Raw genomic sequence first — 24,529 nt, 5'->3', positions numbered from 1 at the left:
TATGCACTAGTTAACCAATCTTCTGTTGCCAATAATCATATAACCCATCGATGTCAGCACTACTCAGCAGCTTCATCGCTCCGGCAAGCTGTTCATCAGACCAATGCCACCACTGCATTTCACTGAGCTTGTCGATCTGCTGTGGGGAGAAGCGAAATTTAATGTGTTTGGCTGGGTTAGAGCCAACAACCTCATACGACTGCACATCTTTGGTCACTCCGGCCATGATCATTGCCTCTGAACCAATCCAGACATCATTGCCGATTACCGTATCGCCTGAGCGCTGAAAGCCATCTTCTGCGCCCACAAAATGTTGGTTATCTTGATAGAAAAATGGGAACGTGGTTATCCAATCAGAGCGGTGGCCTTGGTTGCCTGCCATCATAAATACCGCGCCTGAACCAATTGAACAGAAGTTGCCAATGATGAGTTTATCGACATCATCTCTGTCTGGAGTCAAGTAGCGAGCGCAGTCATCAAAGCAGTGACCGTGATAATAGCCCGAGTAGTAACTGTGGCGTCCGACAATAATATTGGGGTTGGTCACTTGCTCAACCAAAGGTTTGCCAGCAAATGGCGATTCAAAGTAGTTCATAGTTTCATTCTTTTAGTTAGTCTCTTTGAGGTCTAGCGACCTAGCTATTTAGGATATGCCTAAATTTGAGACTCGTCACTCTACTTTCTCTGCCTCTGCACCAAGCCCACACAACATAAAACTTACGTTGGTCTCAGTATGTCATCAGGTTAAGATAAGCCGTCTAATAGTCATGGAAGTTAAAACATAAAAATGAACGCTCAAGAATTTATTGATGCGGGCGTCAAATACACCCCGCACACTTTCCAGTTGCCGCTGGACTATAAAAACAAAGATGCCGCTACCATTGAAGTGTTTGCCCGCGAGCTATCGCTGGTTGCCGATGATGATAGCAACAAGCCTTGGTTGGTCTACTTTCAAGGTGGTCCGGGCTTTCCGTCACCGCGCCAAAACGGCCACAGTGGTTGGGTGAAACGTGCCCTGCAAGAGTACCGAGTATTGCTACTCGACCAACGTGGTACGGGTAATAGCAGTGTTATCAACCATCAAACACTGGCTCATCTAACTGCCGAGCAACAAGCTGAGTATTTAAGCCATTTTCGCGCGGATAACATCGTGCGTGATGCCGAAGAAATTCGTAAGCAGTTTGGTGTTGAGCAGTGGTCTATTTTAGGCCAAAGCTTTGGTGGCTTTTGCTCGCTGACCTACCTTTCGCTGTTTCCTCAAAGTCTCGCGCGTAGCTTCATCACTGGCGGTGTACCTTCAACGACTCGCCATGCCGATGATGTGTACCAAGCGACGTTTAAACGCACGCTACAAAAGAACCAAGCCTTCTTTCAGCAATTTCCAAAAGCGCAGCAGCTATGTAAACAGATTGCCGATCATCTGATTGAGAATGAAGAACTGTTGCCAAACGGTCAGCGTTTCACAGTCGAGCAGTTCCAACAAATTGGCATCAATTTCGGTATGAGCGATACTTTCTTGCCAACTTACTACGCGCTTGAAAATGCCTTGATTGATGTGAACGGTAAGCCTCAACTTAGCTATGAATTCCTAAATAGCATGTTGATGGAGCAAAGCTTTCAGACCAATCCTATCTACGCGATTTTGCATGAGTCGATTTACTGCCAAGGCTTCGCCTCTAACTGGAGTGCGCACCGCGTCCGTCAAGACAACCCAGCATTCAACTACGACCCAAGTAAGCCGTTCTTGTTTACTGGCGAGATGATCTTCCCGTGGATGTTTGACCAATACCAATGCTTGAAGCCACTCAAAGAGGCCGCTGAATTACTCGCAGCAAAAGAAGATTGGACACCACTGTACGACGACAGCGTACTGGCGCAAAACAAAGTCCCAGTTAACTGCGCCGTCTACGCCGATGATATGTTTGTGGAAATGGACATTAGCCGTGAAACGTTAGCGAAAATTCCAAACTCAAAAGCATGGATCACCAACGAATATGAGCACAACGGCCTGCGCGCTGACGGTGAACGTATTCTCGATAAGTTGATTGCAATGGGTAATCAAACTGCGGTGACTTTGGCGTAGATAAACGCCATCTAAAATGTAAAAGCCCTGGACTTGGTTCAGGGCTTTTTGTATCTGCTGCTCACTTAGGACGAATCACCAGTGATAAACCAATTAAATTCATAACTGCCTTCTTGAAGTTCCCTACTTGCACATTCGTCATCCTAAGAACTGACCACCACTAGAATTAGCGACTGAAAGTTTCAAAAAATGATCTGTTTACAAATCCTTTGCGTAAACATTAGCGAGCAAGACAACAGCTAAATGGAGCACAGCTCCTCACCTAAAGGATGGACTCATGTTTAAATATACAATTTCACTAGCGGTAGCTTTAATCGCATTATTTACGTTTATTTTGCCAGTACAAGCACACAACCACAGTATGAAAGCTGACATTGTTGATGTAGCAGTCGAAAATGGCTCATTCACTACGCTTGTCGCGGCAGTCAAAGCAGCTGGCTTGGTCGACACTTTAAAGGGCGATGGCCCATTCACCGTCTTTGCACCAACGGATGAAGCGTTTGCTAAGTTACCAAAAGGCACAGTGGAATCGTTACTTCTACCAGAGAACAAAGATAAGTTGATAGCCGTGCTTACTTACCATGTCGTTGCAGGAAAGGTAATGGCGGCTGATGTTGTCAAGTTGGACAAAGCAACCACAGTTCAAGGGCAAGATGTGATGATCAAAGTGGTGGACGGTAACGTCATGGTCGACAATGCCCATGTGGTTGCGACTGACGTCAAAGCTAGCAACGGTGTCATTCACGTTATTGACCAAGTTATTCTTCCTAAGTAAGTCTCGAAGCTAATTCGTTATTCAGGGCAGAGCAGAGCTTTGCCCTTTTCTTTAACTGAACGGTAGAAGCCATGCAGCAACACAAAATCAACAGTCAGCAAATCGCTCGGATGGAAAACCGCTATCGCGCGAGATTGATCAACAGTTTGAGCGGATTCAAAAGCGCTAATCTGGTCGGCACTGTTGACACAGATGGGCAGCCAAACCTCGCTATTGTCAGCTCGGTAACACATATCGGCTCTAACCCTCCATTACTTAGTTTTGTAAGTCGCCCCAATTCAGTTCAACGCCACACGTTAGAAAACATTCTCCAAACAGGCGTGTTTAGCTTAAATTCGGTAGAAGCAGATTTTGCTGCTCTCGCTCACCAAACGTCGGCGCGCTATCCTAAGCACCAAAGTGAATTTAATGCCGTCGGCTTGACTCCGCAATTTGAGAGGGGCTTCGCCGCACCATTTGTTCTTGAGAGTAGTATTAAGATTGCTTTGAACCTTAAAGAACATCACATTATCAAGACCAATAATACGGAGATGATCATTGGTCAGATCAAGCAAATTCACCTGCCAGAAAACGTCATCATGCCAGATGGGTATCTCGATATTGAATCGATGGACTGGGTAACGATCAGCGGCTTAGACAGCTATCACGTGACTCAACGACTATTTCGTTTGCCCTACGCCAAGCCAGACAAAATGTTATTTCCTCTTTCAGTGTCGGGACATAAGGTCTAGGTTCGGGGTGTTACTTAGCACAAACACAGGTTTGGAATATGGCCATTCAACGCCGAAGCTGAGCACAACCTCTAAAGTATTGCGTCCCATCACTAAGGCATCAACTCGTTCCATTAACGGCGCAAAGCCCATATCAATATTGTCTGGGTTAGGCACCGACTGTAACCAATCTAAACCACCATTTTTGTCAGCAATGTAGACATCTAAACTGGTTGCGATAAATACGATATTCGCCATCAGGAACTCCTCACATTGAGTATTTGGACTTGGAACAAAACTGGGTTACAATTTAATTCTACACCGTAGAATTTATATTATTAGATTAAAAAGGATCAACCATGTCTGTCAAGGAAAAGCGTCGCGGTCGACCAAAAGGCAGCCAAGTGCAGCTCAGCGCAGAAGCGATCTTAAGCCAAGCTAAAAGCATGATGCTTGAGCTGGGTAAAATGCCGAGTGTGCGTGCCCTCGCCACAGCGTTAGAAGTTGATGCGATGGCGATTTATCACTACTTCGATAACAAAAATGCACTACAAGAAGCGATGGTTATTTCCTTGATTGAAGAGATTTATCAGCCGCAAGAAAAGGGCCAGTGGCAACAAGAACTCAGCCAGCTGTGTTATAGTTATGTCTCGCTGCTTGATCAATATCCGGGGTTACTAGAAACGCTATTGAAGATGGAAACAAGCGGGCCGGCAGAAGTATTCATCGAACGCTTTGATCAGATTGTCGAGCCACTTTCATTAGCAAGTGAAACCAAGAAAAGTGCTATTGATTTGCTCGCGGACTACCTGCACGGTTTTGCATTAGCACTCAACTGTCAGCCCGGATGTGAATTAACCCTTGAGATGATGCAAAAGCCACTCAATTTCTACTTCCAAGCATTTCAGCCCGCGCCGCAAAGCTAAATCGTTTACAATGGGGCTAAGATAGACAAGAGTTACTACAATGCTGAAGATTTCAAACACCGTTACCCTACAAGCTTGGGAGATCCAACTTACGGCAATTCGAGCTCAAGGGGCTGGCGGACAAAACGTCAATAAGGTCTCTTCAGCGATCCACTTACAGTTCGATGTAAAACACTCAACGCTGCCTGCCATCTACAAAGAACGTATATTGGCACTGAAAGACTCGCGCATCTCAAAAGACGGTGTTATCACCATTAAGGCGCAGCAGTTTCGTACTCAAGAGCAAAATAAAGAAGATGCCCTCAACCGCCTAGCAGAGATGATCCAAGCAGCAATGGTCGTGCAGAAGAAGCGTCGTGAAACGAAACCTACCCGAGCCTCTAAGGAACGCCGCCTAAAAGGTAAGAGCATCAAATCTCAGACAAAATCTTTGCGTGGTAGAGTCAGCCACTGACTGTTTTTAATCATCAATTTGTATATGCTAGAGACAAGGATGATTTCAAGATAGGAAAGGAAATGACGAACTTAGGGAAAAGTACGTTACTGATTGGATTAGTGACTTCATTCCCCATTTGGGCAGACGCCTTTACGGGCTGGCAGTTTGAAGGGGATAACGGCGGTATTTCAATCTACTCTCGTGAGCACAGTGACGGGCTTGTCGAAGTGCGCGCTCAGATGTTCACCCCCACCAGCTATGGCGCGTTTCTGACCTTGCTTGAAGACAGCGAAAATGTACCGAACTGGATTGATAACGTCAGTCATAGCCGGGTGCTTACTCAGCTTTCCGCCAATGAAAACATCGTGTATACCCAATTTGCTGCGCCATGGCCTGCCCTCGACCGAGATATGGTCACCTACTCAAAATACACCCTTGATGAGATCGGATTTACACTGCAAATTGAAGATGCCCCAAGCTCTGCTCTGCCCGAGCAAGATGGCTACATTCGGATTCGCAACGTTGACGCGACTTGGTCTCTGCAAAAGCTCACCAATGGCACTACCTTGATTGAATATACTGCTTTCGCCAACCCCGGAGGTATTCTTCCCGATTGGATCATCAATAACCTGACCAAAGAGAGCGCAAGGAATACCTTTGAAAACCTGCGCCAGCAGCTTCCTCAGTATCAGCAATATCGCCACCCGAACATCAGTGAATAATCGCGATAACAAAGGTTTCAGCCAAAGAAAAAGGCCAGCATATTCGATGCTGGCCTTTTCAATTGAGTAGAAACGAGTTCACTACTTAAGTTTGTAGAATACCGTCGCCAGTGGCGGCAGACTTAGTGATAACGACTGGCTCAGCCCTTCACTTTCAACCTGCTGTGATTCGACAACCCCATGAACTTCATAACCACTACCATGATATTTGCTGTCATCAGTATTCAATAACAGTTCGTAGCTACCTTCTAGCGGTACGCCTAAACGGAAATCATCGTGTGGTACAGGTGTAAAGTTGCTCACGACTAAAATGCGTTCACCATTATCACTCAAACGCTCATGGGCCAGAATCGAAGCTTCAGCGGCATCTTGTAGTCGCCATTCAAAACCACGTGGTTCACAATCTAGCTCATGCATTGCCTTTTCTGAGCTGTAGAGCTTGTTCAAGTCACGAGTCAGCGATTGCACGCCTTGATGGCGTTCAAAATCAAGCAAGAACCACTGCAGTTGATCGTCATGATTCCACTCAGCGGTTTGACCAAACTCAGCCCCCATAAAGTTAAGCTTTTTACCCGGCTGCGCGTACATGTAGCCAAGGTAAGCACGTAAGTTCGCAGTTTGCTGCCACTCATCACCCGGCATCTTGTTATGGATAGAGCCTTTGCCATACACCACTTCATCATGGGAGAGCGACAATACGTAGTTCTCACTGTGGGCATAAACCAGCGGGAAGGTAATCGTGTCGTGGTGGTATTTACGATGTACAGGATCTTCTTGAATGTACGACAGAGAGTCATGCATCCAGCCCATATTCCATTTAAAGCCAAAGCCTAAACCGCCCATAAAGGTCGGCGCTGAAACACCAGGGAAAGCGGTTGATTCTTCTGCAATGGTCATCGCGTTAGGGAAGTGTTTGTAAACCTCTTCATTCATCCACTTCAATGTCGCAATCGCATCGTAGTTTTCGTTGCCACCGTCAACATTAGGGATCCATTGGTCATGGCTGCGCGAGTAATCGAGGTACAACATGGAAGCCACCGCGTCGACGCGAATACCATCAATGTGGAATTGTTCAAACCAGTACAAAGCATTCGATACAAGGAAACGGCGTACATGCTCACGACCTAAATCGTAAATATACGAGTTCCAATCTTGATGCCAACCGCGACGCGGGTCTGGGTCATGAAATAGCGGTGTACCATCGAAGTTAGCCAAACCGTGATCATCCGACGGGAAGTGCGCTGGCACCCAGTCCAGTACCACGCCAAGACCTGCTTGGTGACACTGGTCGACGAAGAATTTGAAATCATCTGGTGAGCCAAAACGGCTGGTTGGCGCAAATAGGCCAACAGGTTGATAACCCCATGAACCATAGAATGGGTGCTCAGAGACTGGCATCAATTCAATGTGGGTGTAGCCCATATCGACAAGGTAAGGAATCAACTGCTCTGCAAGCTCACGGTAGTTAAGGAAATCACCATTTTCATTACGGCGCCAAGAACCTGCGTGTAACTCGTAAAAAGAAAGCGCTTGTTTGCCTTTCTCGGTCACTGGGCGTGTTTGCCACTTAGCGTCTTGCCACTGGTAGCGGCTGTGATCGTAAGTCACCGAAGAGAATGAAGGGTATTGCTCAGCGTAAGCGCCCCACGGATCAGCTTTATGTGGTAAGCCTTCGCCATTTGGCCCTTTCAGTTCAAATTTGTATTGTGTGCCTTCTGGCAAGTTCGGGATGAAGATACCCCAGATACCATAATCAAGGCGCTGCATTGGCGTGCGGCGGCCATCCCACTGGTTAAACTCACCCACCAAACTACAAGCAGTCGCGTGTGGCGCGTAGACTAAAAAACGCGTACCGGAGATTTGCTTACCACCACGTTCAAGGGTCATGAACTGAGCGCCCATCTGCTTGTACATCTCTTTTGGTGTATGCAGATCATCATACTCAGCATAGATAGTGTGGTACTGGTATGGGTCATCCACTAGTTGCTCAGTCTCACCCCAGTTGACGGCAAGCAAGTAGTGAGTAAGGTGTAGATCTTGGCCTTGCTTTAAAACGAAGCCCGATGCGTCTTCACGCTCAAGTTCAATGCGCTCATCTTCAATAACTAGCTCGACACTTTCTGCTCCCGGCATCCAAACACGCAGTGCACCTTGCTTAGAATCGATAAATGGACCAATAAAGGAAAATGGGTCAGCAAACGAAGCGTGTGAAAGTTGGTTATATGTCTTAGTTGCCTTATCTAACATTTTGGTTTTCAAGTTAATTCTCTCCCTAACCTCACTTTCTCTAATCCGATTTTCTCGGTTGTTATTCCCTATCAAGACAGTTTTTTGCTCAATGGGTATAGAAGCCAATGACCCCAAAAGCCCGCAATGTGCGGGCTTATACAGTATTGGGTAAGTTTATCGAATTACCGCTCTACTTAGAGTGACCAATTCGATCATTTTCTATGTACAAAATGCAACTTGATGTTTACTTACTCACCTTTGCACGCACCTCGGTCAACTTATGCGCAATGCGGTTAACGCCTGCTTGAGCAAAAACTTCATCAAGGTTCATCGATAGCTTACGACGCCAGTTTGGATACTCATCAACAGTGCCTGGAATGTTGACTGGTTGATCCATCTCTAGCCAATCTTCAAGCTGAACACTAAGCAATGTCGATGAACCCGCCGCAACGTGCATTTGTAGCGCTTCCGCTAAATAGGAATCCATCGGAACATATTGAGCATCACGGCCGACACCTTCTGGTAGGTAGCCATGCCAAGCAACAGAGTCCAAAATACCTTGCTTCGATTCTAAACGGTCAGCAAACAGGCCTTTTAACTGCTCTGCATCAGGGTAGAGGCCTAGTTCTTCACCCATTTTCAGGTCATCACAATGCCAGAAGCCACGCAGTGTCGGCATATCGTGAGTACACAGTGCAGACATGGATTGATCCGCGTAGTGCTTAGGTGAAATGTAACCACCGTCATCTTCTGATGTTTCAAAGAAGAACACCTTGTATGAGTGGACACCTGCATCACGCAGAATATCGACGATTTCGTCAGGCACTGTACCTAAATCTTCACCGATAACACTACATTGATGACGATGAGACTCTAGCGCCAATATTGCTAGCATATCCTCTACTGGATAGTAGATGTAAGCGCCTTTAGTGGCGTTTTCGCCTTTTGGAATCCACCATAAGCGCAGCAAGCCAAGTACATGGTCAATACGTAATGCACCGCAGTGCTTCATGTTGGCACGCAGTAGTTTGATGTACGCATCGTAGCCCGTTGCTTGTAACACTTGCGGGTTGAGTGGTGGTAAACCCCAGTTTTGACCTAGCGGACCAAGTACATCCGGCGGCGCACCAATGCTCGCATCCATGACTAGATTGCCATTGTCTGCCCATGTTTCTGAACCTGAATCAGCCACACCAACGGCAAGGTCGCGATATAGACCAACAGACATGCCTTTCTCTTCTGCGAGTGCCTGTGCTTCTTTGATTTGCACATCAGCTAGCCACTGCAGATACATGTAGAGGTGAACTTTATCTTGGTTCTGCTCGATAAACTTCTGCACCGCACTAGAGTCAAAGCGGCGGAACTCTTCTGGGAAGACAGGCCAGCCCCAGACGCTTGAATCTTCGGCGTGCAGTGCCGTATGTAGGGCATCAAATGCTGCTTGGTGAACTAAGCTTTCACCACCTTCTTCAACGAAAGCAAGGAAGGCTTCAGCACGTTCAGTATTCTTGTCTAAGTGACGCTTTTTAAACTCTTCGAATAGCTGTGGCAACACACTAAGCTTAAGGTCTGCCACTTCGCTGTAATTCACCCAGTGTGAATCACGTGCTTTTTGCAGACGCTGCTGGAACTCCGCACTGCCGACTTTTTGCTGCGCTTCAATGCTCAAAGCAAATTCAGGTACTGAGCTGACATCGATATAAAGAATGTTCAACCAACGACGTGAAGATGGGCTGTAAGGACTCGCCCCTTCTGGGTTCGCAGGGAACAGTGAGTGGATCGGGTTAAGGCCAACAAAGTCGCCGCCGCGTGATGCGATATCAGCCACAAGCTGTTTTAGGTCACCAAAGTCACCAATACCCCAGTTGTGCTGAGTACGCAGTGTGTAAAGCTGGACACTTGGGCCCCACATTTTTTTACCGTTTAAGATGCCTTCTTGCTTATAACACGCTTTCGGTGTCACGATCAGCGTCATCTCATATGGCGCTTTGCGACGCTTACGGGTAATCGTCAGTTTGTGGTAACCCCAAGCGATATCACTTGGTAATGCAAACACTAAAGGGCCACCCTCTTTGCGCTCATCACGTACGATTTGCGACTGAAGATAGCCTTCAAGTACCTCTCCCTGTTCGGTATCTAAACGCCAGTTGAACTCACTTTCGCGAGCGCTTGCGCCAAGGTTCAGTGCAATTTCAACAGGTTCTCCATCTCGAACCACCAGCACAGGATCTAGCACGTCTTTTTTATGCTTTTTCTCTGCTGACTTAAGAAGAGTTTCATCATTGGTTGTGTCATAGCCCAAAGACGCAAGTAAGTGACGGATTGTTTCGTCTTCTACCTTAGCTTCATCTCCCCACGCGCTAACGTAGCTGTCGGCAATTTTCGCCATTTCTGCGACTTGTTTTAATGCGTTATTCTCTTTCATCGCTCTCTCCGAAGGACTGCAATACCTTCAAAATAGTAGGGTTTTAATTGGTTCTTAAAGTATTGAGCCAAGACCCGAAGGCCTTGGCTATTTGTCATGAAATTAGCGTTTAACTGTCTCTAATTTCCAAATATTGTTTACATAATCTCGAATTGAGCGATCCGAGGTAAACTTGCCAACCAAAGCGGTATTAAGAATGGCTTTCTTAGCCCAACCTGCTTGGTCTTGGTACTGCTTGCCCATATCTTCGTGAGCTTGAACATAAGAAGCAAAGTCAGCCAAACATAGGTATGGGTCACCACCATCAAGCAAGCTATCAAATGTTGCTCGTAGTAGGCCCGGTTGACCCGGTGTAAATTCATCACCTACTAGAAGGTCTAATGACGCTTTTAGCAATGGGTCTGCATGGTAGTAATCGTATGGGTTGTAACCTTGTGCTTTCAGCGCTTGTACACCTTCCACGTCTAGACCGAAGATGTAGATGTTCTCGTCACCGACTTCTTCACGGATCTCTACGTTTGCACCATCCATCGTACCGATAGTCAGAGCGCCGTTTAGCGCCATCTTCATGTTACCTGTACCTGACGCTTCTTTACCCGCTAGCGAGATTTGTTGAGAAACATCTGCCGCAGGAATGATGATTTCTGCCATGCTTACACGGTAGTCAGGAATGAAGACCACTTTCAGCTTATTGCCGATGCGTGGGTCGTTATTGATCTTCTCTGCAACCTTGTTCACCGCAAAGATGATCTCTTTCGCTAGATGATAGCCCGGCGCTGCTTTCGCTGCGAAGAAACATACGCGAGGCGTACATTCGAACTCTGGCTCATTGATGATGCGGTGGTACAGAGAAAGAATGTGTAGCAAGTCTAGGTGTTGACGCTTGTACTCATGTAGACGCTTGATTTGAACGTCAAAGATAGCGTTAGTATCCAGCTCGATACCCATGTTCTCTTGAACCCAATCAGCAAGGCGTTGTTTGTTCTGCTTCTTAACTGCCATGAATTCTTTTTGGAATTTCGCGTCAGTTGCAAACTGAGCAATACCTTCTAGCTGCTCTAGTTTTGCTGGCCATTCTGTACCAATCTTGTCTGAGATTAGCTTTGATAGACCCGGGTTACAGAACTTCAACCAACGACGTGGCGTAATACCGTTTGTTACGTTGGTCAGCTTACCTGGGAAGATTTCATTAAATTCAGGGAAAAGATCTTTCTTAACTAATTGAGAGTGAAGCGCCGCAACACCATTCACCTTGTAAGAACCAATCACACATAAGTTAGCCATGCGAACCATGCGGTTGAAACCTTCTTGGATGATAGACAGCTTAGCTTGTTTCTCACCATCACCCGGCCACATCTTACGAACTTCTTGCAGGAAGCGGTGGTTGATTTCAAAGATGATTTCCATATGACGAGGAAGTAGACGCTGGATTAGCGATTCAGGCCAAGTCTCTAGTGCTTCTGGTAGTAGCGTGTGGTTCGTGTAAGCAAAGGTATTTGCACTAATTTCCCACGCTTTATCCCAAGATAGACCTTTCTCATCGATTAGGATGCGCATCAACTCAGGGATAGCAATCGTTGGGTGAGTATCGTTAAGCTGAATCGTTTCTTGTTTTGGAAGATCGGCTAACGAGTAACCTGCGGCTTCGTGACGACGTAGAATATCGCGTACCGATGCAGCTGAGTGGAAGTACTGCTGCATTAAACGCAGAGTCTTACCTTTCTCGTGGTTGTCATTCGGGTAAAGAACTTTAGTAATATTGCCAGCATCGATTAGCGAGTGCTGCGCTTCAAAGTAATCACCGTTGTTAAAGCTTGCTAGTGAGAATGGTGCAATTGCCTGACATTCCCAAAGGCGCAGCGGGTAAACCGTATCTGACTCATAACCTACAATTGGCAAATCCCAAGGCATCGCTTTTACTGTCATGCCTGGTACCCATTTACGTACTTCTTTGCCGTTAACGTATTCAACGTCAACATGACCGTAGAAGCCAATCTCTTGAGCCAGTTCAGGTCGAGCTACTTCCCATGGGTAGCCTTCTACACCGCGCCATGCGTCCGGCGCTTCTTTCTGACGACCTTGTTCGAAAGATTGCTTAAATAGGCCATATTCGTAATGCAGACCGTAGCCCACCGTTGGGAATTCTTGTGCGGCACATGAGTCCATGAAACACGCAGCTAGACGACCTAGACCACCGTTACCCAGTGATGGATCGCGCTCTTCTTCTAATAGGTCAGTTAAGTTGTGACCTAGCTCTTCCATCGCCTGTGTGATTTGCTCGTACAAGCCCATGCTAATTAGGTTGTTACCAGTTAGGCGACCGATAAGGAATTCTAAAGATAAGTAGTTAACGCTTTTTGCGCTTTGAATTTTAGGATCTTGTTCAGTCTTAAGAAGATCTAACGTGGTTAGCTCAGCCAGTGCGCGCCCCATCGCTAAGTACCAATCACGCGGTGTTGCGGTTGCTTCTGTCTTCGCGTAAGTAGTCGATAAGTGTTGCTTTACACTTTCTTGGAATGCAGCTTTATCAAATTTTTTCTGTTGCGTAGGTTTCATCAGAGAAATCTCACTTATTAGTTCTAATCCATCTGTGACATATCGTGCATGGATATAATCTTCGAAACATCCTCCTACCTAGACGGCATATTGGGAGGAGGACACAGGGCGTAGAGGGCGTACAACCCAAGACTCAGTGATCTAACTCTCATTAAATTTTTAACAAGCTTGAGCTTGGGTGATCGAGATCACGCCACCAACGAATTTACCCTACAACTGATGTATTAAAGTTCCGTGTCTTACAAAATACTCAATTGATGAATATGCACACTCGATCACATTAAGATTCACGTTCTGATGAAAATTTCATAACTTTTGGTGCAGGCATGTGTTTAAACCCCATTATCAGACAGCAAAATGAGTGATAGACCTCACATTTATGGGGCGTAGTTCAGCGCAAAATGTGAATTAGTCAAAAATCCCACCCTTGGCCGATAACCGAGGCTTGGCTTCTCAAGTAACATTCCTACCCATCAGCGATTACGGTCGTTTTTTGTACACTATGGTGAAATAGGGAATAGAAATATGTGGATTCCTTCGAAATTGACGCGTCCAGGGCGACTGCATAACGCAATTGTTCGTCCAAGAGTTTTAGATCTACTGCAACAAGCCCCTTGTTATAAGCTCGTACTGTTCCGCTCTCCAGCGGGTTACGGCAAAACAACCATGGCGGCTCAATGGTTATCTGATAAATCACATGTTGGTTGGTACAGTATTGATGAAAGCGATAACGATTCGTTCCGCTTTATGAACTACCTTCTACAAGCCCTCAATAAAGCAGCGGACGGCAGTTGCCCAAACTCACAGAAGCTTGCCGAAAAGCGTCAGTTTTCTTCCCTTCACTCTCTGTTTGGTGAAGTCTTTACCGAAATTTCTAGCTTTCACCAAGAGTGCTACCTAGTGCTGGATGACTACCATCTGATTCATGATGATGAAATCCATGAAGCGATGCGCTTTTTCTTAAAACATATGCCTGACAACTTAACTTTGGTTGTGACGAGTCGTGCAGCACCACCGCTGGGGACCGCTAACCTGCGTGTACGCGATCTAATGATAGAAATTGGCAATGAGTTACTGGCGTTTGATACCGAAGAAACGACGCGATTTTTCAATCAACGCGTCGCCGATGGTATTGATGACACCACCGCAAATAACTTACGCAACTATGTTGAAGGCTGGCCTTCTGCGCTGCAATTAATTGCCCTGCAAGCGCAGCATCAACATAAAACCTTAGCGCAATCTGCTGAGTCGTTCTCTGAGTTCAACCACGCTCACCTTTGGGATTACTTAGTCGAAGAAGTGTTTGATTTACTCGATCAAGAAACACGTCAGTTTTTACTTCAGTGCTCGGTGCTGGACCACTTTAATGATCATCTGGTCTCAGAGCTGACCAAGCGTGAAGATGCACTCAGCATGATTGAGTCATTAAACCGCTTTGGTCTGTTTATTCACCCGCTTGAAGGCGAGCACAACTGGTATCGCTTCCATAATCTGTTTGCAGAATTTTTAGCCCACGAGCGTATTGCTCGTATTCCGCAACAAGAGACTCAACTACATCAGTCTGCGGCAAAAGCTTGGCTGAAACTCTCATCACCACATCAAGCATTGCGCCATGCTCAAGATGCGAAAGATAGCCAACTCACAGCAGATATTTTAACTCAATATGGCTGGAAGATGTTTAACGGTGGCGAGCTGCAATCGCTTGAAAAAGGCATCAACACACTAACGCCTGAGCAACTTTATAGCGAACCTAAGTTGTGTATGCTGCAAGCATGGTTAGCACAAAGCCAACACAGATATAACGATGTCGGCGACTTGCTATCAAAAGCCGACGAGCAGATGTCCAAATTTAATGTCAGCTTGAGCACCAAAGAACAAGGGGAATTTAATGCCCTGCGCGCGCAAGTAGCGATTAACCAAAATGAGCCGGAAAAAGCCCTCGAACTAGCTGAGCTAGCCTTAAGCCAAGTTGATAGCACGGTGTATCGCAGCCGCATTGTCGCAACATCAGTTGTTGGCGAAGTTAACCACGTACTTGGCCATCTAAGCCGCGCTCTACCTATGATGCAGCAGACTGAGAAGCTTGCACGCCAATATCAAGTCTACCATCAGGCGCTTTGGGCGATGCTGCAACAAAGCGAGATTTTAATTGCTCAGGGCTACGTACAAGCAGCGTTTGAGATTCAAGATAACGCCTTTAAGTTGATTGAAGAGCAGCAATTACAACAAGTTCCACTTCATGAGTTCCTGCTACGTATTCGCGCGCAGATTTTATGGTGCTGGAACCGCCTCGATGAGGCGGAAGAGTGTGCTTACAAAGGGTTAGATATTCTTGGCAATCACAGTCCAAGTAAACACCTTCACAGCTATTCAATGCTGGCTCGTATTGCGATTGGCCGCGGAGAACTCGATAAAGCGGGTAAGTTCATCGAACAGATCACTCACTTGCTCAAGCAGTCAACCTACCATGTCGACTGGACAGCCAATGCTTCACTGTCATTGATTCTATTCTGGCAGGCGCGTGGCGAGCATGATGAAATTGCCCAGTGGCTTGAAACCACGGTTCACCCCGAGCAAGCTTGTAATCACTTTACTCAGCTTCAATGGCGCAATATTGCCCGTGCTCAAATCGCACTCGGAAACTACGCCGAAGCGAAAGAAACCCTGACGTTCTTACAGCAGCAAGCGAGCGACAATGAACTGATTACTGATACCAATCGAAACCTGATTGTCGAAGCGATTTTAGCAACTTCTCAAAACGATGATACGTCTGCTCTTCGCTACCTAAAAGAGGCGATTTCTCTGACTAATCAGACCGGTATCATTGGTAACTTCTTGGTTGATGGCAGCAAAGTTGGGCATATTTTAGAGTCACTAAGTAAAAGCAATGAGCTCAGCGATTTAGAGCGCCATCGCACCCAACAACTACTGAAAGATATCTCCATGACACAGCGTAGTAGTTCAGTGCACTTCGATGAGGATTTCATTGAAAAGCTGGTCAATCACCCGAACATTCCTGAACTTGTACGCACAAGCCCACTGACTCAACGTGAATGGCAAGTATTAGGTCTTATCTACTCGGGCTTCAGCAATGAGCAAATTGCACAAGAGCTTGATGTGGCAGGTACTACCATCAAAACTCATATTCGTAATCTGTACCAAAAGCTCAATATTGCCAACCGAAAAGAGGCGGTTAAAACCGCTGAAAACCTTCTTCAATTAATGGGTTACTAACCCTTACCTAGACTCACACCTTGGTGAAAACAAAAAGCCGCGAATAGGTTCGCGGCTTTTTCGTTCAATCGGTCTTAATTCTCAGGATAGTTTTGTACTCAAGAACATCTTCAAGACAAACATCATACAGCGACCACAACTCATGCAATTCTGATCCATCACTCGCCTATCGCCTTCTTTGAGTGGCTGACACAGCACCACAGGCTCTGGGCAGACGTTATAGCAGTCCATACACTTGGTGAATGCTTCTCGGTTGGTGGCCGTAATGCCAATCAGCAAAGCCTTAGCTCTCTTTGACCAAAGAGACGACAATATCACCGCTAGTTGGTGCAGTGTCATCAGCTTGAGCAAGCATTTGAATGTGTTGCTTGCTATTAACCGTAAACAGTGGCACCACTGTTGCCGACTTATACTGCTCTTGGTAATCCTCGTAACCAAAGCTATCACTTAGCTTGGTGTGTTTAATTTCAGCACCCTGACTAATTAGACTCGCTAGCTTTTTGTAACTGGTGCTCCCTCCGAGCAACAAGGAGTAGGTATGTTCCGAATTATGGCTATGCTTATCTAACCTCTCCTGATCCTTTTTATCTTGTAAGCTAAACACCTTACGATGGCCAAATTCATTGGAGAAATGCACACTCGCCACCGAATTTAAGTGCTGATCGGGCGTAACTGCCAACACTTGCCCTATCCCTATCAAATCAAGGTATTCGTCAGCATGGCTTGAAGTGGGGTTACCGTAATAGCTATCAAAACCACCCATTCTCGCTTTACTTACGTAGTCCCAGTTGGTATCTGACATTAGTACGCGGCAATCGTAAGTCTGAATCGCTTTACCTAAGGCTCTGGCGACATCATTCGCGCCAACGATTAAAAAGCCTCTTGGTGCAGGCTCAGCAACTCCAAGTAGATTGGCAATCGGACGAGCCGTAGCACTTTGCAAGACAACGGTGCCGATGATGACCATAAAGATAAGTGGTACCAGTAGATTGGCTTGCTCAACATTTTGCTGCGTTAACTTAATGGCAAATAGAGACGACACCGCTGCTGCAACAATACCTCTTGGTGCTACCCAAGCAAGAAAGGCTTTCTCTTTAACCTCTAGATTGCTGCGCAAGGTGGATAAGAAAATCGAAACAGGGCGCGACACCAACTGAATCACCATAAACAGCGCTAAAGCCGCCCACCCAAGCTGAGCAAAGTCACTCAACTCAACCCTTGCGGCAAGTAAAATGAATAAGCCAGAAATAAACAAGATGGTCAGGTTTTCTTTAAAGTGAAGGATATGGCTGATGTTAACGCCCTTAGCGTTTGCCAACCAAATCCCCATCACGGTTACCGTCAATAGACCTGATTCATGTTCTAAATAATTCGATAGGGCAAACACACCAAGCAAGATAGTCAGCACCGCAAAAGGTTGTAAGTATTCAGGCAACCAGTGGCGACGCATCATGGCCGCGACCAACATACCTGCAGCGATACCAACAGAAAAACCAATCACCACAATCAGACCAAATACCCCCAAGCTGTGAACTTGACTATGGGAGACAATAAACTCGTACACCATCACCACGAACAGTGCGCCCAGAGGATCTATCAGTATCCCTTCCCAACGTAAAATATTGGCAAGCTTGGAGCTCGGTCTGACGGTTCGTAGCAACGGGACGATCACGGTCGGCCCAGTAACCACTGTCAAACTACCGAATAAGAAAGCTAGTGACCAATCTAAACCTAATAGATAGTGCGTCGCGACGGTGGTAATACTCCAAGACACCACAGCGCCAAGCGTTACTATGCTCCAGACACTCTTACTGATCCCTTTAATCTGCTTAAAATTGAGGGTTAAACTACCTTCAAAAAGAATCACTGCAACCGCTAAAGAGATAACTGGAAAGAACAAATTCCCCAGCGCTTCTTGAGGCGAAAACAGACCCAATACAGGCCCCACCAACAAACCTGCGATGAGTAAAAATAAAATAGCGGGAAGTTTTAACTGCCATGCAACCCATTGGCAAATCAAACCGAGTAAGCCAACACTAGCCAAGGTTAGCGCGATCGTCTCCGAAGTCATTGAGTATCCTTATAACGAGCGAAGTAGAATTTCCCACACTAAAAAAGTGGGTAAGAATTGGACAATAATGTCAAATGAAGCCTAACCAAACCATTACTGTTTATTTATAGACAGTTAAATAAAAAAGGGCTCTAAAATTAGAGCCCTTCATAAATATTAATGGCATCGACTAGCGATGAATATGAGCGGGATGTTTTAACTTCTCCATCACCCACAGTCCCAACTGAGAAAAGCTTGGCATCAAAGTATAAACAGCAGCGACAAACAGAATCGAGCCAACAAGATCCATAGGTCTATGCATGCCTAACCATAGACGGCTATAACCGACACAAACCGCCCACAAACCAACCATTAACACCAAACCGTAGCGCTTATGTTGCATAAATAGGCCTCCAAAGAAAGCCAAGCAGATTGAGGCAAAAATGGTGTGTCCCGATGGGAATGAATAATCTTTCTCACCTTGCCAGTGACTCGTGCGCCAAGGTGATACTTGCTGAGAGATTTCGTTAATCACCTCTTCTTTCTGGATCGCATCTAATTTATAGAAATGTTCAGGATTAGGAATCAGAAGTTGATGAGTAAGCAATTCAGTGTAAGGTCTTGGACTTTCTGTTACATGCTTAAGACCGGTCTTAGCCGCGAAGCCGATAACAAGAATCAACCCAAGTTGGAAAAGCTTGGCCAAAAAATCACGGTTGAAACCAATAATTCTCCAGCTAATGCAAACAAGAACAGATAAGGAAATCAGGAAGCCTTTCGAACCTGCAGATTCCGTCATTGCGGTAAAACTAAACCCAACCACGTCACTGACTTCCGAGAGCAGATCGATATGACTGACAAGCAGCGACATAGGCGCAATAATAAGCAAAAAACCTGCGAGTAGCAGTAAACCTTCATGTTTATCTCGTAGTAATGTCTTCACAATATTGATCCACGGCAACAAAAAACTCGATGCAGCATATTAGACGATGAAGTATGGAAAATTTATCAACTTTATGTCAATTTGCTGAAAGATAGCGCACTGAGTTCGCTCAAATCACAAAAATATATTTACTCACAGATCTTTAGCGGCTTGTTCGATTTTCAGTAAGTGGCTGAAATTCTCCGTAGCCCTACTAAGCGAATGCCCAGTATCGCAATAATTTCATTTTTAGTGACTAGTGAAACATCTAAACACAGATGCCTTATTTACACTATAAGTATGATTGTATAACGAGGCTAACTCCTTTAACCTCACAGCAGTAAATAAGCAAGAATGTCGTTTTCGTTGCACCAAAAACCTGATGGCTAGGAGGATGATACTGTGATGAAAGAACATGACTTTGAAAACATTCTTCAGTGCATCCATGAACTGAGTCCGCGACAGAAAAAGCGTCTGTCTTTAAAGTTAAGCGCGCTAACGGGTGAGAATACTACCCATCATGCCTATGAGCTTATCACTCAAGAAGAGTTAGATTTGTTAGCAAGGTGTGGGCTCACCGAAGAAGAAAGGAGCTAACATTCACACGCTGCTAACTCCTTCTATTTGACGCCTATTTATTGGTGTCTAACCCCTGCTGCCAAAACGCCACTTCCATGCGAGTCGCAGTCTTAAACACATGGATTAGATTCTGGCCTCTCTGACTATTAAGATCTACCTCTTCAAGTAGCTGATTAAAGTGCTTTGCGCCCTCAGCCACACCAGACTGAAACTCGTCACTAGCGTAAAGCTCTATCCAGCTTCGATAAAGGTTTCCTTCTAACCGAGTATCAGAACTTGAAGTTGCTGATTGAGTACTAACGGACATTGGTGTGCCCACAAAAGAAGTGGTGCACAGGCCCATGACCTTTGCCCACCTTTAGCTTGTCAGCATTGGCAATAGCCTGAGAAATGTACTGCTTACCAAGATATACCGATTTGTGTAGGCGGTTACCTTGAGCCAAGTACGAAGCGATCGCCGAAGACAAAGTACAACCCGTACCATGGGTGTTATTCGTCACAACGCGTTTAGCGCTAATCAACTCGCTACTTTCAGCCATAATGAGTAGATCATTACTGTTGTCATCTTTCTCTAAATGGCCGCCTTTAAGCAGCACAGCCTTGGCACCTAAAGCACGCAGCTCTGAAATCATTGCTCCCATTTGGTCTTCATTTTGCGGTACTGCGCCACCAATCAAAGCGGCACCTTCCGGCAAGTTAGGGGTGATTAGATCAGCAAGTGGAAGTAACTCTTGTTTGAGAGTAGAGATTGCATTGGTTTCAAGCAGAAGATCGCCGCTGGTCGCCACCATGACAGGGTCAACCACAAGGTGCTTAGGTTGATACTGACGAATTTTGTCGGCAACCACTTTGATGATCTCTGAATCTGCCAACATGCCAACTTTGACAGCAACAATATTGAGATCGGTGAACACCGCATCCAATTGGCTTTCAATATGCTCAAGGGGAATCGGATGAATAGCAGACACACCAAGGGTGTTTTGCGACGTGATAGCGGTAATCACCGAGCATGCATAACCGCCCGTGGCAGAGATTGCTTTGATATCGGCTTGAATGCCTGCACCGCCGCCGCTGTCAGAGCCCGCGATGGTTAATACGATTGGAGTTGTGTCTTGTGAATGTGGCATTGTTGCTCCTACTACAAGACGTACAGGAACTCTCGGCCACGAAAGAAGGGATCAGAAAATGAGGCGATCAATCCATCGAATACGAGTACACCAAACCAAGAGGTTGAGTGCGCATAGTTCCCTACGTCAGTGCTAACTGAATCAGGTTCAACGGGTCTCGCATTGCGATCTCAGCCCTTTCCGTAATGGTTAGGCTCCCCGACTATTTCCCGCTGATGATAACAATAAAATTAACCAAATTGCATCATTTGCTCGCAAAAATACATCTTGAGTCGTTTCAATTTGTGTTTAAAACCTTCTCTTCCTGAATTTTTTGTTATCGTTTAAACTCACTAAGATAATTTTTTCTTATGGTCAAAAGCTATGTTGAATCCAATCTGGTTAAAGACGTTTGTCACTCTCATCGACACATGTCACTTCACCAAAACCGCCGACAAACTATTTATGACTCAGCCAGGTGTCAGTCAGCATATTAAGAAACTCGAACAAGCCTGTGGGCACGCTTTAATTAAAAGGCATAACAAAAGCTTTGAGATTACTGAAGCGGGGAAAACCGTTTACGCTTATGCTAACGAGTTAGAAACTCAACAAACGCAGATGCTGTCATCACTCAATCAAGATGACCCACATTCAGGCGATGTTTCTTTAGCATGCTCAGGCTCTTTAGCCCTATTGCTATACCCTCAACTGCTCGATTTACAATGTAAATACCCCAACCTCATACCACACTTAGAGGCAGCACCTCATCATAAAATCATTGCAGAGATTATTGCTGGAGAGGTCGACTTAGGTATCGTCACAAACGAACCATCAGACCCTAGAGTCGAGTCGGAACAATTTGGACAAGAACCTTTATGTTTGATGATGCCTAAGACAATGGCAACCAAATCACTTAATGAAGAGCAGCTAAAACAGATGGGGCTTATTCGCCACCCAGATGCCGAACACTACTTAGCACTCTACTTTTCTCGCTGTGGAGAACCAACACTGGAATCCATCAATATTCATCAACTTCCAGTTAAGGGTTATATCAATCAGCTCAACCAAATATTACTGCCAGTGGCACAAGGCCTTGGCTTTACCATTCTGCCAAAAAGCGCATTAGACACCTTCCCATACAAAGAAGAGATTGCGATTTACCAACCAAAACAAGAAGTCATCGAGACGCTTTACTTACTCACTAAGCGTCACCGACAACTTCCAGCAAGGCTTGAGACTGTCAAACAAATCGTTAAAATGCAGTTACATGGATAAAAACTAAAAAAGGAGCCAAATAAGGCTCCTTTTTCTTTGTTTTGCGTTGTTATGCTTCTAGAACATCTTCACCAGACATTTCTGAGATGAGTAGTAGATCAGCTTCATCAAGCTTCATACCTAATACCGGTAAACCGTGTTGAACAATCCAACAGCCTACGAATACGAATGCACCTAATGCGAATAAACCTAGTGGTAACATAGCCAAACCTCCTCCATGGTTATCAGACAATGTATCGATAACTAGAAGATGCGACTATTTAAAGAGGGGAAAAGCAAAAGGCCTTTGAAAATACTTAATTCTTATACGTTTTTGATGGCACTCTTAGCGGGTTGGACGCTAAGCCCTGTGTCTCTCTGCGTTCAGTTTGTTCGTATTCACTCTGGGAGTTTACTCAGTCTCTACACCTTAAAGTTATGTGGGATACCCTTTTAATATAGTTATACCGTACATATGAAGCAACTATATTTAGTGCTTAATTGTCTAAAGATCACAAATTTTATGCCTTTGAGCGCATAATTATCCTCAAACCGTCTGTAGAACTAAAAAAATGGGGTACAACACCCCATTTTTATCTACTCAGTCTTTCCTCTCGAGGTGTGAGCCAGTTTCGATTTACTGTCGTTACCTATTTCAAGGTAGTCAAACACCTTTCGTATAAACGGAGCACCAACCCTTGAGCCACCATTACCATGTTCAATCACCACAGTCGCGACATATTTTGGCTGTTCACATGGAGCGAAAGCAGTGAATAAACCATGGTCGAGTAAGTCATAACTCAGTTTTTTGGAGTTGTAGACCTGATCTTTCTTAAGACCAAATACCTGCGCGGTGCCTGATTTTCCCCCACTGCAATAACTCGCTCCTTTAAATGCTCGTCGACCAGAACCACGACTACCCGAGTTCACCAAGCGCATAGCATTGATAGCAATATCCCAAGTAGCGTCACTCACTCCTTCAATCTGACTAACCGCTTTCACCGCTTTAGGCACTTCTTGATGAAAAGGAACTCCGTGCTGCAAAGTATTGCGGAATAGATGTGGAGCGATAACCTCACCATGATTGACCAATACAGATGTCGCTTTAGCGATTTGCAACGGCGTTGCTGTCCAATACCCCTGACCAATGCCAATCGGTACTGTATCGCCCTTGAACCATGGCTGACGATAGCGTGACTCTTTCCACTCCCTTGTGGGCATATTTGCTCGTGTTTCTTCTGGGATATCGATACCAGAAAGACGGCCAAAACCAAACATATTCATCCAGTAGGAAATGCGGTCAATCCCTAAGTCATAGGCAATATGATAGAAAAACGAATCGACAGACTCTTCAATTGCCAAAGTGACATCAACTGGCCCATGCCCCCAACGTTTCCAATCACGCCATACTTTGGTCTGCTTGGTTAAGCCTGGGATGCGCCATACACCGTGGTCATCACGCACAGTATCGGGGTGAATAATACCTTCGCTTAAACCTGCTACCGCCATAAAAGGTTTCACAGTGGAAGCTGGCGGGTAAACCCCTAACGTCGCTCGATTGACTAATGGGTGAAATGGGTCATTAAGCAGCTTGCTGTAAGCTTTACTAGAAATCCCTTCAACAAACAGATTCGGGTCATAGCTCGGACTTGAAGCCATAGCAAGCACACTATTATCGCGTGGATCAAGCACGACGGCACTTCCCTCCCGATGATCCAACAGATTGAAGACAAACTTTTGCAGCTCAATATCAATGTTAAGTACTAAGTCTTGCCCAGCGACAGGAGGAACATATTCGATGGTACGGATAATACGACCACGGCTGTTTACCTCAACTTCTTGATAGCCTTGTTTACCATGAAGAATCTGCTCATAGTACTTTTCGATGCCCAATTTTCCGATGGTTTTGGTCGCACGATAATTTGCCAGTTCACCATTTTCTTCTAGCTGTTTAAGGTCTCGATCATTGATATGTGCAACATAGCCTAATACATGAGTCAGTATCTCGCCATATGGATAGTCTCGCTTCATATCAACATCAATTGAAAAGCCCGGAAGCTCATACTGATGTACGGAAAACTTGGCGACCTCTTGCTCCGTTAGGCCATTTTTTACTACGACCGCTTTGAAGCGTTTACTATGAGGCTTTATCATCTTCTCGACTTGAGAGTCAGATAGCTGCATAACTTGTTTAAGCTTAGCGATAGAACCATTTAGGTCTTTCACCTTTTCCGGGATCATCTCAAGTACGTAAACGGGGAAGTTGTTAGCAAGTACCTTGCCGTTACGGTCGTAGATCAACCCACGAGTAGGGGCGATCGGCAGCACTTGGATACGGTTGTCATTCGCTCGGGTGGTGTAGTAATCAACTTGCTTAACTTCTAGTCGATATAGGTTGGCGATCAACACGCCAAGCAGAACCACCATTCCGATAAACGCTGCAACAGCGCGATTTCGAAATAACTTTGCTTCATGAGCATGATTGCGCATCTTGTGGTTGAGGTGATGATTATTCATAGGTG

The 24,529-nt window shown here is 45.5% G+C and carries 18 protein-coding genes, 3 pseudogenes and 1 riboswitch; of the genes and pseudogenes, 9 read left to right on the top strand and 12 right to left on the bottom strand.

Annotated features, from left to right (window positions below):
* Positions 1-10: 10 nt before the first annotated feature.
* The gene (locus tag ACU01J_RS10660; RefSeq protein ID WP_481085682.1) at positions 11-595 is read right to left on the bottom strand and encodes a CatB-related O-acetyltransferase; all 585 of its coding nucleotides are present in this window, start codon (positions 593-595) and stop codon (positions 11-13) included.
* 192 nt (positions 596-787) lie between these two features.
* Between ACU01J_RS10660 and ACU01J_RS10655 the strand changes: the two genes are divergently transcribed.
* The 3 genes from ACU01J_RS10655 to ACU01J_RS10645 all read left to right on the top strand — a co-directional run bounded on the left by ACU01J_RS10655 (position 788) and on the right by ACU01J_RS10645 (position 3,589).
* On the top strand, positions 788-2,083 hold the full coding sequence (locus tag ACU01J_RS10655) for an alpha/beta fold hydrolase (protein WP_481085681.1): 1,296 nt from the start codon (positions 788-790) through the stop codon (positions 2,081-2,083).
* 277 nt (positions 2,084-2,360) lie between these two features.
* Entirely contained in the window at positions 2,361-2,858 is a 498-nt protein-coding gene (locus ACU01J_RS10650) for a fasciclin domain-containing protein (protein ID WP_481085680.1), read from the top strand.
* A 71-nt stretch (positions 2,859-2,929) separates the two neighbouring features.
* Positions 2,930-3,589 (top strand): flavin reductase family protein, encoded by a 660-nt coding sequence (locus ACU01J_RS10645; RefSeq protein ID WP_481085679.1) that lies wholly within the window; start codon positions 2,930-2,932, stop codon positions 3,587-3,589.
* 6 nt (positions 3,590-3,595) lie between these two features.
* Here the strand turns inward: ACU01J_RS10645 and ACU01J_RS10640 are convergent.
* Positions 3,596-3,826: pseudogene (locus ACU01J_RS10640) on the bottom strand (dihydrofolate reductase family protein); the annotation flags it as partial.
* Positions 3,827-3,927: 101 nt separating this feature from the next.
* On the opposite strand from ACU01J_RS10640, the gene ACU01J_RS10635 reads away from it, so the two are divergent.
* The 3 genes from ACU01J_RS10635 to ACU01J_RS10625 all read left to right on the top strand — a co-directional run bounded on the left by ACU01J_RS10635 (position 3,928) and on the right by ACU01J_RS10625 (position 5,652).
* Positions 3,928-4,494, top strand: a complete 567-nt coding sequence (locus ACU01J_RS10635) for a TetR/AcrR family transcriptional regulator (protein ID WP_481085678.1) — start codon at positions 3,928-3,930, stop codon at positions 4,492-4,494.
* 40 nt (positions 4,495-4,534) lie between these two features.
* Positions 4,535-4,948, top strand: coding sequence for an alternative ribosome rescue aminoacyl-tRNA hydrolase ArfB (gene arfB / locus ACU01J_RS10630; protein WP_134836501.1), 414 nt, complete (start codon positions 4,535-4,537; stop codon positions 4,946-4,948).
* 62 nt (positions 4,949-5,010) lie between these two features.
* Positions 5,011-5,652 carry an START domain-containing protein gene (locus ACU01J_RS10625; RefSeq protein ID WP_481085677.1) on the top strand — a complete coding sequence of 214 codons (642 nt, stop codon included), beginning with the start codon at positions 5,011-5,013 and terminating at the stop codon, positions 5,650-5,652.
* Positions 5,653-5,733: 81 nt separating this feature from the next.
* On the opposite strand, the gene glgB is transcribed toward ACU01J_RS10625, so the two are convergent.
* The 3 genes from glgB to ACU01J_RS10610 all read right to left on the bottom strand — a co-directional run bounded on the left by glgB (position 5,734) and on the right by ACU01J_RS10610 (position 12,862).
* Positions 5,734-7,911 (bottom strand): 1,4-alpha-glucan branching protein GlgB, encoded by a 2,178-nt coding sequence (gene glgB, locus ACU01J_RS10620; protein ID WP_481085676.1) that lies wholly within the window; start codon positions 7,909-7,911, stop codon positions 5,734-5,736.
* Between the two features lie 214 nt (positions 7,912-8,125).
* On the bottom strand, positions 8,126-10,306 hold the full coding sequence (malQ, locus tag ACU01J_RS10615; protein ID WP_481085675.1) for a 4-alpha-glucanotransferase: 2,181 nt from the start codon (positions 10,304-10,306) through the stop codon (positions 8,126-8,128).
* 102 nt (positions 10,307-10,408) lie between these two features.
* Positions 10,409-12,862 carry a glycogen/starch/alpha-glucan phosphorylase gene (locus tag ACU01J_RS10610; RefSeq protein ID WP_481085674.1) on the bottom strand — a complete coding sequence of 818 codons (2,454 nt, stop codon included), beginning with the start codon at positions 12,860-12,862 and terminating at the stop codon, positions 10,409-10,411.
* Between the two features lie 525 nt (positions 12,863-13,387).
* On the opposite strand from ACU01J_RS10610, the gene malT reads away from it, so the two are divergent.
* Positions 13,388-16,096 carry an HTH-type transcriptional regulator MalT gene (gene malT / locus ACU01J_RS10605; RefSeq protein WP_481085673.1) on the top strand — a complete coding sequence of 903 codons (2,709 nt, stop codon included), beginning with the start codon at positions 13,388-13,390 and terminating at the stop codon, positions 16,094-16,096.
* 64 nt (positions 16,097-16,160) lie between these two features.
* On the opposite strand, the pseudogene napH reads toward malT, so the two are convergent.
* From napH to ACU01J_RS10590, 3 genes and pseudogenes are all read right to left on the bottom strand, one after another.
* A pseudogene (gene napH, locus ACU01J_RS10600) lies at positions 16,161-16,363 on the bottom strand (quinol dehydrogenase ferredoxin subunit NapH); the annotation flags it as partial.
* 16 nt (positions 16,364-16,379) lie between these two features.
* Positions 16,380-18,167, bottom strand: coding sequence for a cation:proton antiporter (locus tag ACU01J_RS10595; protein ID WP_481085672.1), 1,788 nt, complete (start codon positions 18,165-18,167; stop codon positions 16,380-16,382).
* A 169-nt stretch (positions 18,168-18,336) separates the two neighbouring features.
* Positions 18,337-19,089 carry a phosphatase PAP2 family protein gene (locus ACU01J_RS10590; RefSeq protein ID WP_481085671.1) on the bottom strand — a complete coding sequence of 251 codons (753 nt, stop codon included), beginning with the start codon at positions 19,087-19,089 and terminating at the stop codon, positions 18,337-18,339.
* Between the two features lie 384 nt (positions 19,090-19,473).
* Between ACU01J_RS10590 and ACU01J_RS10585 the strand changes: the two genes are divergently transcribed.
* Entirely contained in the window at positions 19,474-19,665 is a 192-nt protein-coding gene (locus ACU01J_RS10585) for a hypothetical protein (RefSeq protein WP_481085694.1), read from the top strand.
* A 34-nt stretch (positions 19,666-19,699) separates the two neighbouring features.
* Here the strand turns inward: ACU01J_RS10585 and ACU01J_RS10580 are convergent.
* Together ACU01J_RS10580 and thiD are read right to left on the bottom strand one after the other, a co-directional pair.
* A pseudogene (locus ACU01J_RS10580) lies at positions 19,700-19,927 on the bottom strand (thiaminase II/PqqC family protein); the annotation flags it as partial.
* Between the two features lie 16 nt (positions 19,928-19,943).
* Positions 19,944-20,774 carry a bifunctional hydroxymethylpyrimidine kinase/phosphomethylpyrimidine kinase gene (thiD, locus tag ACU01J_RS10575; RefSeq protein WP_481085670.1) on the bottom strand — a complete coding sequence of 277 codons (831 nt, stop codon included), beginning with the start codon at positions 20,772-20,774 and terminating at the stop codon, positions 19,944-19,946.
* Positions 20,775-20,875: 101 nt separating this feature from the next.
* Positions 20,876-20,985: riboswitch (TPP riboswitch) on the bottom strand.
* A 152-nt stretch (positions 20,986-21,137) separates the two neighbouring features.
* On the opposite strand from thiD, the gene ACU01J_RS10570 reads away from it, so the two are divergent.
* Entirely contained in the window at positions 21,138-22,028 is an 891-nt protein-coding gene (locus ACU01J_RS10570; RefSeq protein ID WP_481085669.1) for a LysR family transcriptional regulator, read from the top strand.
* Between the two features lie 49 nt (positions 22,029-22,077).
* Here ACU01J_RS10570 and ACU01J_RS10565 read toward each other — a convergent pair whose 3' ends face one another.
* Together ACU01J_RS10565 and mrdA are read right to left on the bottom strand one after the other, a co-directional pair.
* A complete protein-coding gene (locus ACU01J_RS10565; protein WP_481085668.1) occupies positions 22,078-22,230 on the bottom strand; it encodes a hypothetical protein in 153 nt (50 codons plus the stop codon).
* Positions 22,231-22,604: 374 nt separating this feature from the next.
* Positions 22,605-24,524: a penicillin-binding protein 2 gene (gene mrdA, locus ACU01J_RS10560; RefSeq protein WP_481085667.1), complete on the bottom strand. Its 1,920-nt coding sequence runs from the start codon at positions 24,522-24,524 to the stop codon at positions 22,605-22,607.
* Between the last annotated feature and the right edge of the window lie 5 nt (positions 24,525-24,529).

Source organism: Vibrio sp. 2433-A1, assembly GCF_056726085.1.
The sequence above is the reverse complement of the archived record's forward strand: the minus strand, read 5'-3'. Positions and strand labels throughout refer to the sequence as shown.

Coding starts and splice junctions, on each gene's coding strand:
- mrdA (WP_481085667.1), bottom strand. CDS start 24,524: ATGAATAATCATCACCTCAACCACAAGATGCGCAATCATGCTCATGAA.
- ACU01J_RS10635 (WP_481085678.1), top strand. CDS start 3,928: ATGTCTGTCAAGGAAAAGCGTCGCGGTCGACCAAAAGGCAGCCAAGTG.
- arfB (WP_134836501.1), top strand. CDS start 4,535: ATGCTGAAGATTTCAAACACCGTTACCCTACAAGCTTGGGAGATCCAA.
- ACU01J_RS10625 (WP_481085677.1), top strand. CDS start 5,011: ATGACGAACTTAGGGAAAAGTACGTTACTGATTGGATTAGTGACTTCA.
- ACU01J_RS10595 (WP_481085672.1), bottom strand. CDS start 18,167: ATGACTTCGGAGACGATCGCGCTAACCTTGGCTAGTGTTGGCTTACTC.
- ACU01J_RS10565 (WP_481085668.1), bottom strand. CDS start 22,230: ATGTTACCACTAGGTTTATTCGCATTAGGTGCATTCGTATTCGTAGGC.
- ACU01J_RS10570 (WP_481085669.1), top strand. CDS start 21,138: ATGTTGAATCCAATCTGGTTAAAGACGTTTGTCACTCTCATCGACACA.
- malQ (WP_481085675.1), bottom strand. CDS start 10,306: ATGAAAGAGAATAACGCATTAAAACAAGTCGCAGAAATGGCGAAAATT.
- ACU01J_RS10645 (WP_481085679.1), top strand. CDS start 2,930: ATGCAGCAACACAAAATCAACAGTCAGCAAATCGCTCGGATGGAAAAC.
- ACU01J_RS10650 (WP_481085680.1), top strand. CDS start 2,361: ATGTTTAAATATACAATTTCACTAGCGGTAGCTTTAATCGCATTATTT.
- ACU01J_RS10655 (WP_481085681.1), top strand. CDS start 788: ATGAACGCTCAAGAATTTATTGATGCGGGCGTCAAATACACCCCGCAC.
- malT (WP_481085673.1), top strand. CDS start 13,388: ATGTGGATTCCTTCGAAATTGACGCGTCCAGGGCGACTGCATAACGCA.
- ACU01J_RS10660 (WP_481085682.1), bottom strand. CDS start 595: ATGAACTACTTTGAATCGCCATTTGCTGGCAAACCTTTGGTTGAGCAA.
- thiD (WP_481085670.1), bottom strand. CDS start 20,774: ATGCCACATTCACAAGACACAACTCCAATCGTATTAACCATCGCGGGC.
- ACU01J_RS10610 (WP_481085674.1), bottom strand. CDS start 12,862: ATGAAACCTACGCAACAGAAAAAATTTGATAAAGCTGCATTCCAAGAA.
- ACU01J_RS10585 (WP_481085694.1), top strand. CDS start 19,474: ATGAAAGAACATGACTTTGAAAACATTCTTCAGTGCATCCATGAACTG.